At 63.2% G+C, this 12968-nt stretch carries 12 protein-coding genes; 3 read left to right on the top strand and 9 right to left on the bottom strand.

What is annotated here, in order from left to right:
• Positions 1-14: 14 nt before the first annotated feature.
• The 3 genes from ACEOAC_RS05285 to ACEOAC_RS05275 form a co-directional block, all read right to left on the bottom strand.
• Positions 15-1043 carry an NADP-dependent oxidoreductase gene (locus ACEOAC_RS05285; RefSeq protein WP_413445370.1) on the bottom strand — a complete coding sequence of 343 codons (1029 nt, stop codon included), beginning with the start codon at positions 1041-1043 and terminating at the stop codon, positions 15-17.
• 65 nt (positions 1044-1108) lie between these two features.
• Complete coding sequence (locus ACEOAC_RS05280; protein ID WP_241812225.1) at positions 1109-1708, bottom strand: TetR/AcrR family transcriptional regulator; 600 nt, start codon at positions 1706-1708, stop codon at positions 1109-1111.
• Positions 1709-1775: 67 nt separating this feature from the next.
• Positions 1776-3029: an MFS transporter gene (locus ACEOAC_RS05275; RefSeq protein WP_413445369.1), complete on the bottom strand. Its 1254-nt coding sequence runs from the start codon at positions 3027-3029 to the stop codon at positions 1776-1778.
• Positions 3030-3130: 101 nt separating this feature from the next.
• Here ACEOAC_RS05275 and ACEOAC_RS05270 point away from each other — a divergent pair, with 101 nt between their 5' ends.
• Positions 3131-4123, top strand: a complete 993-nt coding sequence (locus tag ACEOAC_RS05270; protein WP_413628719.1) for a GlxA family transcriptional regulator — start codon at positions 3131-3133, stop codon at positions 4121-4123.
• Here the strand turns inward: ACEOAC_RS05270 and ACEOAC_RS05265 are convergent.
• Positions 4095-5258 (bottom strand): metallophosphoesterase, encoded by a 1164-nt coding sequence (locus tag ACEOAC_RS05265; protein WP_413445803.1) that lies wholly within the window; start codon positions 5256-5258, stop codon positions 4095-4097. The two genes, ACEOAC_RS05270 and ACEOAC_RS05265, sit on opposite strands and share 29 nt — an antisense overlap.
• A 316-nt stretch (positions 5259-5574) precedes the next feature.
• Here ACEOAC_RS05265 and ACEOAC_RS05260 point away from each other — a divergent pair, with 316 nt between their 5' ends.
• Positions 5575-6117 carry a hypothetical protein gene (locus ACEOAC_RS05260; RefSeq protein ID WP_006462028.1) on the top strand — a complete coding sequence of 181 codons (543 nt, stop codon included), beginning with the start codon at positions 5575-5577 and terminating at the stop codon, positions 6115-6117.
• Positions 6118-6216: 99 nt separating this feature from the next.
• Here the strand turns inward: ACEOAC_RS05260 and ppk2 are convergent, their stop codons facing one another.
• Positions 6217-7128 carry a polyphosphate kinase 2 gene (ppk2, locus tag ACEOAC_RS05255; protein ID WP_006462027.1) on the bottom strand — a complete coding sequence of 304 codons (912 nt, stop codon included), beginning with the start codon at positions 7126-7128 and terminating at the stop codon, positions 6217-6219.
• A gap of 233 nt (positions 7129-7361) precedes the next feature.
• Here ppk2 and ACEOAC_RS05250 point away from each other — a divergent pair, with 233 nt between their 5' ends.
• Positions 7362-8309, top strand: coding sequence for a LysR substrate-binding domain-containing protein (locus tag ACEOAC_RS05250; protein ID WP_413444887.1), 948 nt, complete (start codon positions 7362-7364; stop codon positions 8307-8309).
• Between the two features lie 77 nt (positions 8310-8386).
• Here the strand turns inward: ACEOAC_RS05250 and ACEOAC_RS05245 are convergent, their stop codons facing one another.
• From ACEOAC_RS05245 to ugpB, 4 genes are all read right to left on the bottom strand, one after another.
• Entirely contained in the window at positions 8387-9481 is a 1095-nt protein-coding gene (locus ACEOAC_RS05245) for a sn-glycerol-3-phosphate import ATP-binding protein UgpC (RefSeq protein ID WP_413444888.1), read from the bottom strand.
• A gap of 40 nt (positions 9482-9521) precedes the next feature.
• On the bottom strand, positions 9522-10373 hold the full coding sequence (gene ugpE, locus ACEOAC_RS05240) for a sn-glycerol-3-phosphate ABC transporter permease UgpE (RefSeq protein ID WP_006462022.1): 852 nt from the start codon (positions 10371-10373) through the stop codon (positions 9522-9524).
• A gap of 52 nt (positions 10374-10425) precedes the next feature.
• Positions 10426-11310, bottom strand: a complete 885-nt coding sequence (gene ugpA / locus ACEOAC_RS05235) for a sn-glycerol-3-phosphate ABC transporter permease UgpA (RefSeq protein ID WP_006462021.1) — start codon at positions 11308-11310, stop codon at positions 10426-10428.
• Positions 11311-11452: 142 nt separating this feature from the next.
• Positions 11453-12766, bottom strand: a complete 1314-nt coding sequence (gene ugpB, locus ACEOAC_RS05230; protein ID WP_006462020.1) for a sn-glycerol-3-phosphate ABC transporter substrate-binding protein UgpB — start codon at positions 12764-12766, stop codon at positions 11453-11455.
• Positions 12767-12968 lie beyond the last annotated feature (202 nt).

The raw sequence follows: 12968 nt of genomic DNA, 5'->3' as shown, positions 1-12968 counted from the left end.
CAGGGAACGGCGCCTCAATCCAGCTTGACCACCAGCTTGCCGAAGTTCTTGCCCTGCAGCAGGCCCATGAAGGCCTCCGGCGCGTTTTCCAGGCCTTGCACCACGTCTTCGCGGTAGTGCAGCTTGCCTTCCTTGAGCCAGGTGCCGACTTCCTTCTGGAAGGCGGCATACAGGTCGGGACGGTTGACGTAGTAGTCGAAGATGATGAAACCCTGCACGCGGATGCGCTGGGTCAGCACACGACGCAGGAAGGCGGCGCTCTCGGTGGCCAGGGTAGCGCCGTTGTAGTGGGCGATCAGGCCGCACACCGGCACGCGGGCGTGGATGTTGAGCAGCGGGAAGACGGCGTCCAGCACGGCGCCGCCGACATTTTCGAAATACACATCGATGCCACGCGGGCAGGCGGCCTGCAGCTGCTGCGCGAAGTCGGCGGCGCGGTGGTCGATGCAGGCGTCAAAACCCAGTTCCTTGACCGCCGATTCACATTTCTGCGCACCGCCGGCGATACCGACCACGTGACAACCGCGCTGCTTGGCGATCTGCCCCACCAGCGAGCCGACGGCACCGGTGGCGGCCGCGACCACCACCGTTTCACCTGCACGCGGCTGGCCGATATCGATCAGGCCGGCATAGGCGGTGTAACCCGGCATGCCCAGCACACCCAGTGCATGCGAGGGATGGGCGAAATCGGCGGGCAGCTTGTTGACGCCGCTACCGTCGGAGATGGCGTACTCCTGCCAGCCGGTATAGGCCATCACGCGCTCACCTTCCTTGAAATCGGGGTGACGGGAGGCCACCACGCTGGACACGACGCCACCGGTCATGACGCCGTCGATTTCCACCGGCGGGGCGTAGGAAGGGGCGTCGCTCATGCGGCCGCGCATGTAGGGGTCCAGCGACAGCCACTCGCCGCGCAACAGGATCTGCCCTTCCAGCAGTTCGGGGATGGCGACTTCTTCCAGGCGAAAGTTGTCGGGGCCGGGGGCACCGGTCGGACGCGAGGCGAGGACGATGCGGCGGTTGGTCTTGGCAATCTGGGTCATGGGTATTCCTTTCAGTGTTCTGTTCAATCAGGGTGAGAGCACGACGTTCATGTTGCGCTATCGCGCTATTGCGGCGGCACCAGTACGCGCCGGGTCACCAGCATGGCGGCTTCCATCGGTCTGCGGTCGCGGCTGAGCTTGGTCAGCAGGCTGGCACCCAGCCATTGCTGATAGAGCATGGTGGCCGTGGCCAGCGGTTCCAGCACGGTGTGCAAGGACCCTTCGGCGATACCTTCTTCGATGCAGGTGGCAATGCGTTCGATAAAGCGCTGCGTGCCGGCGTGCAGGACCTGACGCATATCTTCGGAAAGATCGGCCACCTCGGCCGAAAGCTTGACCACCAGGCAACGTTGCTCCACTTCCTGGCAGCACTGGCTTTCCAGCCAGTAGCCCCAGTAGGTCAGCAGACGCTCCCGGGCGCTGCTGTCATGGCTGGATTGACCGAGGACCTGTTCCAGCCGGTCGAGGTAACCGGCCACATAGTGCTCGATCAGTTCGCGGCCGTATTGTTCCTTGGAACCGAAGTAGTGATAGAAGGAACCCTTGGGGATGTCGGCAGCGGCCAGGATTTCCGACAGACCAACGCCGGAGAAGCCTTTCTGCGCAATGATTGCGCGGCCGGCCAGGAGGATGTTGCGTTTGTTTTCGCCGTAGTTTTCTCGCATGGCGACCATTCTAACGAAAAATTAGACCGGTCGTCTAAGACCAGTCTTTTTCGCTGATTCAGGCGGCTCACGCGGGCGACGAAGGTGGCGGCGGGAACAGGAACCACACCAGCAGCGCCACCCCTGCCGTACCCAGCCACACTGCCGGCCAGCCCTGCCACTGCAGTAGCAGCGGCACGGCCTGGGCGCAGAGGAAGAAGACCAGGAACACGCAACTGTTGCCCAGCCCCAGGGCGGTGCCGACCTGGGCCGGACCGGCCACCACGGCCAGTTCGGTATAGGCCACGCCGTGCCAGGCCGATACCACCACGCCTGCCACCACCAGCACCAGCGAGAGCCAGAACAAGGACGTCGACATGGCATGGGAAGCGAGTCCGCCCAGCAGGGCGAACAGCGCGGCGCTGGCCAGCGCACAGGTCCGCAGATAGGCGCGCCGGCGGCCACGGCGATCGGTCCAGCGGCCACTGGCAATGCGGGCCAGCGCCGCCCCCACCTGCACCAGGGTCAGCAGCACGCTGATCGCCAGCAGGCCAGCCTGACCGGCCTCGTGCAGGAAGATTCCGCCAAAGCTGATCAGCGCCACCTGCGGCGCGCACAGCAGGCCGATGCCCAGGGCCAGCCGCCATACCAGCAGACGACGCAGTGCGGGCGCGGCTGGTGTGGTCGATGCGATCACATGCGGCATGACCGGCGGTTCGCGCAGCCACAGCAGGACCAGGGCGACACTGCCCAGGCAAGCCGCCATCAATGCGCCATAGACCGCGCCAAAGCCGGCATGGGCCGCCAGCGACGGCAGCACCAGTGCACCAGCGCCGCCACCCAGTGGCACGGCCGTCTGGCGGATGCTCATGGCCAGACCGCGCTCACCGTCAGCAAACCAGCCCATGATGGCGCGGCCGCTGGCGCCATTGACACTGCCGCCCAGCAGGCCGGCCAGCATCAGGCCGCCGCACAGCCAGCCATAGGCCGCAGTGCCGTGACCGGGCAAGGCATTCAGGATCAACAGGCCGAGCGCGACGCTGCAGCCCAGCAGGCCCGCGAGCAGCACCTTGCGGTCGCCCAGGCGATCAGTCAGCAGACCCCAGGGTAATTCGCCCAGCGCCACGCCCAGGCTCAACAGGCCCAGCACCCAGCCCAGTTGCGCATTGCTGAGCTGGTAATCGCTGCGCAGCACCAGCGAGGTCACGGGAATGCCGGAAAACACGGCGGCGAAGCTGGCATTGGCCGCCACTCCCGCGGCCAATACCTTCCAGCGATGCGGGGAGGCTACCTGGAGCGCGGTGACCGGGGGCGAAGATGGAACGGCAGGAAGGGTTTTCATGATGGCTGGCACGGGTGGAGATGCGCTGCAGTGTGCCGTGCACGGCCATGGCTTGAATGTCATAATTCCGGCACTTCAGGCCATTTGAGGTTTTTTGCACCATGTCCCCGCGTGATACCGCCTTCCTGATCTTCGCCGATTGCAGCATGCTCGACTTCACCGGCCCCCTGTCGGCCTTCGATGCGGCCAACCGGGTGGCGGGTCGCTCGCTGTATCGGCTCACGCTCCATTCCGAGGCGGGCGGACTGATCCGCAGTTCGGCCGGGGCCATGATCCAGACCGAACGCATCGGCCGCACCAGCTTCGATACGCTGGTGGTGGCGGGCGGTGGCGCCCCTCGCGAAGGCCTGGTGTCGCCCGAACTGCGGCGCTACATCGTGCGGGCGGCAGCGCGCTCGCGACGCATCGCCGGGGTCTGCACCGGGGCCTTCGTGCTGGCGGCGGCGGGCGTGCTGGATGGCAAGCGGGCCACCACGCACTGGCGCATGGCGGCCAAGCTGCAGCAGATGCATCCGCAGGTGATGGTGGACAGCGACCGCATCTATTCGCGCGATGGCAGTGTGTGGACCTCGGCCGGCATTTCCGCCGGTATCGACCTGGCACTGGCGCTCATCGAGGACGATCACGGAGCCGAACTGGCGCGCTCGGTGGCACGTGAGCTGGTGGTGTATTACCGCCGGCCGGGCGGCCAGTCGCAGTTCTCGGCGCTACAGGAAATCGATGGTGGCTCCGAGCGCATCCGCCGCGCCCTGGCCTATGCCCGCGAACACCTGCAGCACGAGTTGACGGTGGATGTGCTGGCCGAGGTGGCTTGCCTGAGCCGCCGCCAGTTCGACCGCAGCTTCGCGGCCGAGACCGGCCAGACGCCGGCACGCGCCATCGAGCAGATGCGGGCCGAGGCGGCGCGGCTACGTATCGAACAATCGCAGGACACCCTGGAGAGCATCGCCCGCGCTACCGGGTTCGGCGACGCGGACCGCATGCGCCGGGTCTGCCTGCGCCTGTTCGGTCAGCCACCGCACGCCATGCGGGGGCTGGCACGGCAGGAAGACGCCGGGTCGGAGCTCAGCGCGCCGTCAGGCGTACCCGGGTGATCTCGGAAGGCGCCAGCAGGCGCTTGGGCGGGCCCCAGTAGCCGGTACCCCGGCTGACGTAGATCCACAGGCCCTGCAGGCGCTTGAGGCCGGCCACATAGGGCTGTTGCAGCGGGACGAAGAAATTCCAGGGGAAGAACTGGCCGCCATGGGTATGACCCGACAACTGCAGGTCGTAGCCTGCTGCTGCGGCCGCCGTGGCGCTGCGCGGCTGGTGCGCCAGCAGGATGCGTGGATGATGGGCGGGCGCATCGGCGATGGCCGCCTGCGGATCGCTGCGGTGAGCCGGATTGAAGTGATGGGCGGTGTAGTCGGTGACCCCGGCCAGGACCAGCCCGGCATCCTCGTGGCGCAGTACCACGTGTTCGTTCATCAGCACGGTCACGCCCAGGCGACGCACCTCGTCTATCCATTCATGGGCATTGGAGTAGTACTCGTGATTGCCGGTGACGAAGTAGGCGCCGTGACGGGCACGCAATTGCGCCAGCGGCGCGGTGTGCGGTGCCAGCTGGCGCACGCTGCCATCGACCAGATCACCGGTGATGGCCACCACGTCCGGCTGCAAGGCGTTGACCTTGTCCACGATGGCCTGCAGGTAAGGCGCCTTGATGGTGGGGCCGACATGGATGTCGCTGATCTGGACGATGGTGAAGCCCTCCAACGCGGGCGGCAGGTTGGCGATGGGCACATCGACCTCGACCACGGCAGCGGTGCGGCGTGCATTGAGATAGCCGATGACCGTGGCCGCGGCGGTAAGGGCCAGCACCAGCCAGGCGGTCAGTTCCACCATCTCCTGCCGCTGGATGGGAGACAGCGAGGCCGCCAGCCAGGGCAGCAGCGCCAGCGCGATGGCGCGCAGCAAGGTCAGCAGCAGGGCCGAGGAAAACGCCCCCATGGCCAGCATCCCGGCCCAGGCCAGACGGTCGGACCAGGCTTCGGAAAGCCCGCGCCGCTTCAGGTAGGGCGCCGCCAGGGCCACGGGCATGAGCAGGAAGGACAGTGTCAGCACCGCCGTGCCCAGCGCTATCCAGCCGGGGTGGATGCTCAGGGCGGGCAGCAATTGCCAGCCTATCCAGGCATGCAGGGCGGCCAGCAGGCCGAGGATGATGAAGACGGAGCTGATGCTACGGCGCATGAGGGGCCTTTGGGAGAGAAAGCAGGGGCGGAATTTCTTGCCAGAAAGAAAATAGATGGCGGTGGGAGACATGCTTTTCAAGCAATTTCTGCGAAAAGCTGCATAAATTCTTTGGAAAACTACCCAAAATCCAGTTGATCTGGCATTCGACTGAAGAAAAAGTCAGCTTCGGTCATGCAAGAAGACGTGTGGAGGAGGATAATATTGCTTTCATCCCCCCGTTTTTAATTCGCGCGACCTTGGTGGCTTCGGCCACATCGATGCCAGACACACGACATCGACCGGAGGCCGCGCCTGCATCATTGGAAGAGTTATTTTGAGTTCAAGCAAAACCAAACGCTGGCATGGCAACGTCGAGGCGATCAAGGCCGAATTCCTCAACGGCGTGATCACCCAGATGACCTCCTACGGCGACCGTGTCCATTTCAGCATGTTCGGTTCGGTGCAAAAGCCCCACTACGAAGTGATCAACAGCTTCGACAAGAAGATGGCCTTCGATGGCAATCATCACCTGCACCGCGCCGAGGAAACCGAATTCGGTCCCGGCAACGTCACTCCCATCTTCACGCTGGACCAGATCAAGCGCATCGTCGCCACCGGCGGCAGCGGTACCCGCAGCACTCCGCGCGCAGCCCGTGCGGCGTCGGCCCGCAGTGCGGCCGGCAGTGCTCGTCCGACCACCGCCGCGGCCCGCGCCCGGGAAGCGGTGGATGGCGAAAAGTACGCCTACTTCAAGGCCAACCGCCACATGCTGCCCGACGAAATCAACCAGCATTCCGATGAGATCAGCAAGCTGATGCTTAACGGCATGTCGGCTGAACAGGCGTTTGGCGAAGTCATTTCCAAGTACTTCGACTAAACCGGGCAAGCCCCGCTCTGGCCACGCGCCGGCAGCACCAATGACAATGGCCGGAGACATCGTCTCCGGCCATTTTTCATGCGGGGTCCCGGGCAGGGATCAATAGTATTCCGGCACGATCATCGAATCCGGCACCGGGTGGCGCTCGTAGTCCTCGTGGCGCTCGCGCTCGGGCAGCTGGATCGGCGCATGCGGCACTTCGGCATAGGGCATCTGCTGCAGCAGGTGCTGGATGCAGTTCAGGCGTGCCTTCTTCTTGTCCACCGCCTGCACCACCCACCACGGTGCTTCCGGAATGTGGGTACGCTCCAGCATCACTTCCTTGGCCTTGGTGTATTCCTCCCAGCGGCGGCGCGATTCCAGGTCCATGGGGCTGAGCTTCCACTGCTTGAGCGGATCATGGATGCGCGAGAGGAAGCGCAGGTGCTGCTCTTCATCGGTGATGGAGAACCAGTACTTGATGACCTGGATGCCGGCACGGGTGAGCATGCGTTCGAACTCAGGCACCGAGCGGAAGAATTCCTCGTACTGCTCGTCGGTACAGAAGCCCATCACCCGTTCCACGCCGGCGCGGTTGTACCAGCTGCGGTCGAAGAGCACGATCTCGCCAGCGGCCGGCAGGTGCGAGACATAGCGCTGGAAATACCACTGCGTGCGTTCGCGGTCGTTGGGAGCCGGCAGCGCGGCCACGCGTGCCACGCGGGGGTTCAGGCGCTGGGTGATGCGCTTGATCACGCCACCCTTGCCGGCCGCGTCACGGCCTTCGAATACGATCACCACCTTGTGGCCGGTCTGCACCACCCAGTCCTGCAGCTTGACCAGCTCGCCCTGCAGGCGGAACAGTTCGCGGAAATACAGGCGGCGGTATTCCTTTTCCTCTTCGCCATGGGCGCTGGAGAACTCACCGGTGACCGGGTCCACGGTACGGTCTTCCAGTTCCAGTTCCATTTCTTCGTCGTAGCTGTCGGCCAGTTCGCGGTGGACGCGCTTGACCAGTTCTTCCTTATCCATTGTTTCCTCGTGTGCAAGATAAAGCGGCGAACGCGGCACTCCCCTTCGCCGGAAAAGTGCGTGACAACATACCTGTCCATTGTGACCAAGCCGTGACAGGACGATAACACCGGCACCCAGCCTCGCCAATGCCGCTTCCATCCTGCCCCAGGGGAGGACGGCCCGCCTTGCGCCGGCGCAGGTGGCCCATGCGAAAATACGCTATAGTCCCCAAAACGATTCGGCATAACAGCATGACACTTACAGAACTCAAATACATCGTGGCCGTCGCGCGCGAAAAGCATTTCGGCCATGCAGCAGAAGCTTGTTTCGTCGCCCAGCCCACGCTGTCGGTGGCCATCAAGAAGCTGGAAGACGAACTTGGGGTCGTGATCTTCGAGCGCGGCGGGACCGAGGTCTCGGTCACGCCGCTGGGAGCGCAGATCGTGGCGCAGGCCGAACGCGTACTGGAGCAGACGGCGGCCATCAAGGAGATCGCCAACCAGAACAAGGACCCGCTATCGGGCCCGCTGCGCCTGGGCATCATCTATACCATCGGCCCCTACCTGCTGCCCTCGCTGGTCAAGACCATGATCGAGCGCGTGCCGCAGATGCCGCTGATCCTGCAGGAGAATTTCACCACCCGCCTGATCGAACTGCTGCGCCAGGGCGAACTCGATGCGGCCATCATGGCCCTGCCCTTCCCGGAGCACGGTCTGAACGTGCTGCCGCTGTACGACGAGGAATTCATGGTCGCCCTGCCGCGTCAGCACAAGTGGGCCGAACGCAAGGAAATCGACGCCCGCGAACTCAAGACAGAAACCATGCTGCTGCTGGGTAATGGCCACTGCTTCCGCGACCAGGTGCTGGAAGTCTGTCCCGAGATGTCGCGCTTCTCCACCAATGGCGACGGCATCGCCCGCACCTTCGAGGGCTCGTCGCTGGAGACGATCCGCCACATGGTGTCGTCCGGCATCGGCGTGACCGTATTGCCGCGCGCCTCCATCCCCGATGCCAACACCCGCGACGGCATGGTGCGCTACGTCCCCTTCGTGGCGCCGGCTCCCTCGCGCCGCGTGGTGATCGCCTGGCGCAAGAGTTTCACCCGGCAGGCCGCCATTGATGCCGTGCATCAGGCGGTGCTGGCGTGCAATCTCAATGGGGTGCAGATGCTGACCGATGAGACGGCCATTACGGCGTAATGCTGATATCGCGCAACGCAAAGAAAAACGGGCCTCGCGGCCCGTTTTCATTTTCAGCATCACAACTGCAGTGTCGTTCAATCGATGCGACGCGTACTCTGCACATCAAACCAATGCACGTCCGTCGCGCCGAAAGACGCACCGATATGCTGACCGGTACTGACCGGCACATTGGCAGGACAGCGCAGCACCAGTGCCTGGCCGCCGCAGCGCGCATGCACCAGCAGCTCGGCACCCAGCGCTTCCACCAGTTCCACTTCCAGCGAAAGCTGTGCGGCCGAGCCGTCGAGGATGGGCAGCAGGTGCTCCGGACGTACACCGAGGATGCGTTCCTGGCCCGCGGCAGCGCTTGCCGGCTGCGGCAGGCGGATGGTATCGGTCTCATCACCCTTGCTGACCTCGAAGCCGGTGCCATCCGTACTGACCTTGCCCTGCAGCAGGTTCATCGGCGGCGAACCGATGAAGCTGGCCACGAAAGTGGTGGCCGGGCGCGCATACACCTCGGCCGGCGTGCCGATCTGCTCGGCCACGCCACGGTTCATGACGATCATGCGCTGGCCCAGGGTCATCGCCTCGACCTGGTCGTGGGTGACATAGAGGCTAGTGGTGCGCAGGCTGGCGTGCAGCTTCTGGATTTCCAGGCGCATCTGCACGCGCAGCTTGGCATCCAGGTTGGAGAGCGGCTCGTCGAAGAGGAACACTGCAGGTTTCCTCACGATGGCGCGGCCCATGGCCACGCGCTGGCGCTGGCCGCCGGAGAGCTGGCGCGGCGTGCGCTCCAGCAACGCGCCCAGTTCCAGGATGGCGGCAGCACGCTGCACGCGCTCCTCGATCTCGCTCTTGGACAGGCCCTGGATCTTCAGGCCGTAGGCCATGTTCTGGTACACCGTCATGTGCGGATAGAGCGCATAGTTCTGGAACACCATGGCGATGTCGCGCTCCTTGGGTTCCAGGTCATTGACCACGCGCTCGCCGATGACGATCTGGCCGCTGCTGATGTCTTCCAGGCCCGCGACCATGCGCAGCAGCGTCGACTTGCCGCAGCCGGACGGGCCGACCATGACGATGAATTCGCCGTCGGCGATCTCGGCATCGATGCCATGGATCACGTCGACCGCCTTGGGGCCATTGCCGTAGGTCTTGCGGACTTGCTTGAGGTGGATTGCTGCCATGATGGTAAGCGCCGTCAATGGGCGTCGTAAATGATATGAATTATTTCTCGGAATCAACCAGGCCCTTGACGAACCATTTCTGCATCACGACCACCACCAGGCCGGGCGGCAGCATGGCCAGGATCATGGTGGCCATCACGAGGTTCCATTCCACGGCCGAATCGCCGCCGGAAATCAGGGTCTTGATGCCGATGCCGATCGGATACATGCCGGGGTCGGTGGCGATGATCAACGGCCACAGGTACTGGTTCCAGCCATAGATGAACATGATCACGAATAGCGCGATCACGTTGGTGCGCGACAAGGGCCACAGCACGTCCTTGAGGAAACGCAAGGGGCCGGCGCCATCGATGCGCGCCGCCTCGGCCAGTTCGTCCGGCACCGTCAGGAAGAACTGGCGGAACAGGAAGGTCGCCGTGGCCGACGCAATGAGCGGTACGCTCAGGCCGGCATAGCTGTTGAGCATGCCCAGATCGGATACCACCTGGTAGGTCGGCGTGATGCGCACCTCTACCGGCAACATCAGGGTGACGAAGATCATCCAGAAGAACAGGCCTCGACCGGGGAAGCGGAAGTACACGATGGCAAAGGCCGACAGCATGGAAATGGAAATCTTGCCGATGGCGATGATGAGCGCAGTGGCCAGGCTCACCCACAGCATGTGCAGGACCGGCGGCGCCGTGACCTGCCCGGACGCGCCCTTGAACAGCACGGCGCTGTAGTTGTTGACCAGCTCCCCGCCCGGCACCAGCGACAGTGGCGACAGGGCCGATTGCTCGGCGGTCTGGGTACTGGCCACGAAGGCCACGTAGAGCGGAAAGAACACGATCAGCACCCCCAGCACCAGTACCACATGGCTGAGGAAATCGAGGATGGGGCGACGTTCGATCATGCTGCCACCTCCTGGCGGACAATCTTCATGGTATTCATGGTGGTGACGGTGTTCATGCGTATTGGACCTTCTTCTCGACGTACTTGAACTGCACCACCGTCAGCAGGATCACCAGCGCCATCAGCACAACCGACTGTGCTGCAGAACTGCCCAGGTCGCCGCCCTTGAAGCCATCGGAAAACACCTTGTAGACCAGGATCTCGGTGTCCTTGCCGGGGCCGCCGTGGGTGGTGGCATCGACGATGACGAAGGTATCGAAGAAGGCATAGACCACATTGACCACGAACAGGAAGAAGGTGGTCGGCGAGATCAGCGGGAAGACGATGGTGAAGAAGCGCTTGACCGGACCGGCGCCATCGATGGCGGCCGCTTCGATGAGCGACTTCGGAATCGACTGCAGGCCAGCCAGGAAGAACAGGAAGTTGTAGCTGATCTGCTTCCAGATGGCGGCGATCACGATCAGGATCATCGCGTGCGTGCCGTTGATCATGTAGTCCCAGGGCAGGCCCAGCCAGCTCAGTACGTGCGAGAGGATGCCCAGCGAGGGACTGAGCAGGAACATCCACAGCACGCCCACCACCACCGGTGAGACCGCATAGGGCCAGATCAGGAAGGTCTTGTAGATCGAGGCGCCGCGCCGCACACGGTCGGCGAAGACTGCCAGCAGCAGCGACACCGCCAGGCCGAAGAAAGCCACCAGCGCCGAGAAGACCGCCGTGGTCCGGAACGATTCGAGGTAGGTCGGATCGCCGAAGAGGGTCTTGAAGTTGTCGAGCCAGACGAACTCGGAATAGCCGCCGAAGGCATCCTGCAACAGCATGGACTGGTACAGCGCCTGCGCGGCGGGCCAGAAAAAGAACAGCAAGGTGATCACGATCTGCGGCGCCACCAGCAGATAGGGCAACCACTTAGAGGTGAATCGCGCGCGTTTTTCCACGATCGTTCCTGCCGGGTTCCCCGGCGTCAAAGAAGTTTGAATGACTGGAAATGGAAACCGGCGATGGGCCCCGTTGCCGGAGCGCCATCGCCGCTTCCGGCCCCTTCATGCCGGTAGGCATGCAGGGGCGGGACTGACGGAATTACTGGTTACCCTTGTTGGCCTTTTCGAAGCGGACCAACAGTTCGTCACCACGCTTGACGGCCGAATCCAGGGCTTCCTTGGGGCTCTTCTTGCCGGTCCAGACGTTTTCCAGTTCCTCATCGAACACGGTACGGACCTGGGCGTAGTTGCCCAGGCGCAGACCGCGCGACTTGTCGGTGGTCTTGACGATCATCTGCTTGACGGCCACGTCGGTACCCGGATTGCGCTCATAGAAGCCGGACTTCTTGGTCAGCTCGTAGGCGGCCTTGGTTACCGGCAGGTAGCCGGTATCCTGGTGCCACTTGGCGGCCACTTCCGGCTTGGAGAGGTAGCTGAAGAACTTGGCCACGCCCTTGTACTCGTCGCCCTTCTTGCCGTTCATCACCCACAGCGAAGCACCACCGATGACGGTGTTCTGGGGTGCGCCCTGCACATCGTTGTAGTACGGCAGGGTGGCCACGCCGAACTTGAACTTGGCGTTCTTGCGGATATCGGCGTAGGCCGAGGAGGAACCGGTGATGATGGCGCATTCGCCGGCGTTGAACTTGGCATTGGCCTCGTCCTTGCGGCCGGCGTAGGTGAAGTAGCCCTGCTTGGCCCAGTTCGACAGGTTCTCGATATGGCGCACGTGCAGCGGGCTATTCATCTTCAGGCGTGCATCCAGGCCGCCGAAGCCGTTGTTCTTGGACGCCAGCTCGACGTTATGCCAGGTTGAAAACGATTCCAAATGCACCCAGGATTGCCAGGTCGTGGTGTAGGCACAGGAGGCGCCGCTGGCCTTGATCTTGGCGGCCATGCCAACGAATTCCTGCCAGGTCACGGGCGGCTTTTCGGGATCCAGGCCAGCCTTGGCGAACATGTCCTTGTTGTAGAACATGATGGTGGTGGAGCTGTTGAAGGGGAAGGACATCATGCCCTTGGGGGTCGAGTAGTAACCCGCCACGGCCGGCACGTAGTCGTTCTGGTCGAACTTCTCGCCGGCCTGGTGCATCACCTCGTACACCGGCTTGACCGCACCCTTGGCGTAGATCATGGTGGCGGTGCCCACTTCGAACACCTGCAGGATGTCCGGTGCATTGCCGGCACGGTAGGCGGCGATCGCAGCCGACATCGATTCGTCGTAGGTCCCCTTGTAGACGGGCACGACCTTGTAGTCGCTCTGGCTCTTGTTGAAGTCGTCGGCCAGGGCATTGACACGCTCGCCCAGGGCGCCGGTCATGGAATGCCACCAGCTGATCTCGGTGGCAGCGAAGGCGGAGGAAGTGATCGTCGCCAGGACACCGGTCGCGATCAGTGTTTTCATCATGTTCATCAGAGGGGACCTCTCAAAAAAGGGGTTTTGATGCTAACAACGCTCCATGACAGCGGCGTTACATTAGCGGCCCTTGCCGGCCACTGCAAAGGAAAAATCTGCGGCTATGCAGCACAAAACCTGGAAATGTCTCAAAACGGATAGGCTGTTTTTATAAAATTTATGTTTGATGCAGCTCACCACCAAAAAAGCACGACAGTGC

This window comes from Herbaspirillum frisingense (assembly GCF_047325095.1).
Lineage (GTDB): Bacteria > Pseudomonadota > Gammaproteobacteria > Burkholderiales > Burkholderiaceae_D > Herbaspirillum > Herbaspirillum frisingense.
Note: the sequence above shows the minus strand (reverse complement) of the source record. Positions and strands in the feature narration are given on the sequence as shown.

Bases quoted from the DNA above. Each gene is read 5' to 3' on its own strand.
- ACEOAC_RS05285 (WP_413445370.1), bottom strand. From the start codon at position 1,043: ATGACCCAGATTGCCAAGACCAACCGCCGCATCGTCCTCGCCTCGCGT.
- ACEOAC_RS05280 (WP_241812225.1), bottom strand. From the start codon at position 1,708: ATGCGAGAAAACTACGGCGAAAACAAACGCAACATCCTCCTGGCCGGC.
- ACEOAC_RS05275 (WP_413445369.1), bottom strand. From the start codon at position 3,029: ATGAAAACCCTTCCTGCCGTTCCATCTTCGCCCCCGGTCACCGCGCTC.
- ACEOAC_RS05270 (WP_413628719.1), top strand. From the start codon at position 3,131: ATGTCCCCGCGTGATACCGCCTTCCTGATCTTCGCCGATTGCAGCATG.
- ACEOAC_RS05265 (WP_413445803.1), bottom strand. From the start codon at position 5,258: ATGCGCCGTAGCATCAGCTCCGTCTTCATCATCCTCGGCCTGCTGGCC.
- ppk2 (WP_006462027.1), bottom strand. From the start codon at position 7,128: ATGGATAAGGAAGAACTGGTCAAGCGCGTCCACCGCGAACTGGCCGAC.
- ACEOAC_RS05250 (WP_413444887.1), top strand. From the start codon at position 7,362: ATGACACTTACAGAACTCAAATACATCGTGGCCGTCGCGCGCGAAAAG.
- ACEOAC_RS05245 (WP_413444888.1), bottom strand. From the start codon at position 9,481: ATGGCAGCAATCCACCTCAAGCAAGTCCGCAAGACCTACGGCAATGGC.
- ugpE (WP_006462022.1), bottom strand. From the start codon at position 10,373: ATGATCGAACGTCGCCCCATCCTCGATTTCCTCAGCCATGTGGTACTG.
- ugpB (WP_006462020.1), bottom strand. From the start codon at position 12,766: ATGAACATGATGAAAACACTGATCGCGACCGGTGTCCTGGCGACGATC.